Here is a 2765-nt window from a genome sequence, read left to right on the forward strand (position 1 = left end):
TTCGGTTATGAAGAAAAGTGATTTTGCCACACTCTAAGTATGGTTCTAAGTATGGCAAGACTTTTGAGAAATGGTATAATGTTTCCATATACTATTACTGAGCTAGCCTATCAGGGAATTTTATTATGAAATCAAGTCAAAAATCTTTACTAACAGCTATAACCTTGGGGTTTGTTTCTCTTAGCTCAGTTCCTCTTGCCAAAGCTTTGCCTGTAGCTAGTAGTCCAGAAGAGATCGGACTTTCTTCGTCTAAACTAGAAGCAATTACGGAAGAACTAGAGTTGCTTGTAGATACCGAGCAAATTGCTGGAGGCGTAGCTATAATCATCAGAAATGGTCAAGTAGGCTATCATGAAGCAGTAGGCTTCAGAGACCTGGAAACCCAAGACGTGATGCAGGTTGATGATATTTTTCGGATTGCTTCCAATACCAAGATTATGACTGGTTTTGGAGTTCATCTTTTGGCAGAAGATGATTTGATTGATTTTGACGATCCCCTCTCTCAATACATTCCTGCTTATGCTGATATGGAAATATTGATTCCTGGAGCATCTGGAGACCCAAATGATTTCACTACAGTTGCTGCTGAAAACCAAATTACCATTAGGCAGTTGCTCAATCACAGTTCTGGAATCGACTATAATCTCAATAACAATCTCTACATTCGTCCGCTGTTACAAGAAGCAGGAATTACGGATGGCTACTCCACTACTCCTGGAACAATTGGTGAAGGAATGGAGAAACTGGCAGATATTCCCTTGCTATTCGAGCCGGGAAGTGCCTGGAATTACGGTCTGAATTCAGATTTATTAGGCTATCTGATAGAAGTCGTATCGGGACAGACACTAGCGGAGTTTTTTGAAGCTAGAATTTTTGATCCACTAGAGATGGAGGATACTTCTTTTTTCGTTCCTGATGAAAAATTAGACCGTCTTGCCACTGCTTATACTCCTGAAAATAATGGTCTCAGACCTATCGGTGAGGAAACTGAAGAAATCACTGGGTTAGATGTGGATCGAGCCTATCCTTACGTTACTGGAGATACCTATTTCTCCGGAGGTGCGGGTTTAACTTCTACTGTTGATGACTATTCTCGTTTTCTGCAAATGCTCCTCAATCAAGGTGAATTAACGAGTCAAGATGGTCAAACAGTGGTTCAGATTGCTGAGGCGGAAACGGTGGAGAATTTTCTTTCAGTCCAACCCGAAGATTTAGAAGTTATTCCATTGTATCAGCAACTCTTCGGTATGACTGGCTATCGTTTTACTAATGGTATGGCTGTTAAGGCAGCTCCTAGCGAAACACCAGCTTCAATTGGTGCTTTCAAATGGGGAGGTCTCTACAATACTCATTATTTTGTCGATCCAGAAGAAGAGTTGATTGGTGTGGTAATGACTCAACTGTTTCCTTATCTGCAAACTAACTTGAGCAATAATTTTGAATCCCTGACTTACGATGCGCTTTGTGATGATTGTCAAGCTACATCTGTTCCTGAACCTACTTCCCTTGTTAGTCTCCTCGCCCTCGGTATCCTTGGAGCATTTTCAAGCATCAAGGGTAAAAAAAACCGATAATATAAGACTTTTAGCTATTGGATAGTTCCTGTAATTTGTACAGAAGCTAGCGCACATTGCTATATTTCCCACTCCTCATATTACTTGGAGTAAGGAAACTATTCTTTATCCAAAGAAACACTCAAAATGTCATTGTCATTATTTATCAGAATTATTCTGATAATTACTACAACAATTTATCAAGCGATCGCCTGTCATTTGGAAAATCAAAAACCACCTCCGGGAAAACTATTTGATGTTGGTGGTTATCGTCTACATTTGTATGTTGTAGGAGAAGCTAGTCCAACGATTATTCTCGACCATAGCTTAGGTGGAATAGAAGGATATTTCTTAGTAGAAAAACTGGCAAAGTTAGGGCGAGTATGTATTTACGACAGAGCTGGATATGGATGGAGCGAACATAGTCCTTATCCTCGAACTAGCACTCAAATTGTTACAGAATTAGATACCCTACTTACCCGAGCAAAAATTAACCCACCTTACATTTTAATAGGAAATTCCTTTGGCAGTTACAATGTCAGATTATATGCTCATCGCTTCCCAGAAAAAGTGATTGGCATGGTACTTACAGATGGACTCCATGAAACAGGAATGCTGAAGATGCCTATCCAATTACAAGTTTTAAAATTATTATTTATTTCCGGCTTTGTTATGTCTATTTTAGGCTCAATATTAGGAATTATTCAGCTATTAAGAAAATGTCGAATATTTGAATTAATCAAACCTGAATTACGACAATTTTCTCAAGAGTCGAGAAATTATGTAAAACGTTCTTTTTGTCGCTCTAAACATTGGATTACAATGAGTCGAGAAATACTAAATCTAAATAATAGCGGAAATCAGGTAAATATTGCTAATGAGTTTGCTTCGATGCCAATAGTTAGTATCAAAGCTAATTCTTTTTTTCACTCTTCTTGGTGGACTTTTTTAATTCCTCTGAAATCAGCCAACAAATTACGAGAGCAAATTCACAAAAATTTGTGCAATCTATCAACAAATTGCGTTCAAATTCAAGCCAATAAAAGTAGCCATTTTGTGTGGATAGACCAACCGAATATAATCGTAGATAGTGTAAAAATTCTATTAGACATCTCCAAAAATTAAAAATAAAATCAATTCTTATCCAGAAATTATCAATTATTCTTCCCTGTTCCCTGTTCCCTGTTCCTTGTTCCCTGTTCCCTGTTCCCT

General features: G+C 38.0%; 2 protein-coding genes. Both read left to right on the forward strand.

Annotated features, from left to right (window positions below; all coding sequences use genetic code 11):
• The first annotated feature begins 125 nt into the window (after window positions 1–125).
• Window positions 126–1574, forward strand: coding sequence for a serine hydrolase domain-containing protein (locus tag AC3DU7_RS30435; RefSeq protein ID WP_488042972.1), 1449 nt, complete (start codon window positions 126–128; stop codon window positions 1572–1574).
• Window positions 1575–1700: 126 nt separating this feature from the next.
• Complete coding sequence (locus AC3DU7_RS30440; RefSeq protein WP_488042973.1) at window positions 1701–2678, forward strand: alpha/beta fold hydrolase; 978 nt, start codon at window positions 1701–1703, stop codon at window positions 2676–2678.
• Window positions 2679–2765 lie beyond the last annotated feature (87 nt).

The organism is Okeania sp., from assembly GCF_983059655.1.

Excerpts from the sequence above, each read along its gene's own strand:
- AC3DU7_RS30435 (WP_488042972.1), top strand. The coding sequence starts at position 126 with ATGAAATCAAGTCAAAAATCTTTACTAACAGCTATAACCTTGGGGTTT.
- AC3DU7_RS30440 (WP_488042973.1), top strand. The coding sequence starts at position 1,701 with ATGTCATTGTCATTATTTATCAGAATTATTCTGATAATTACTACAACA.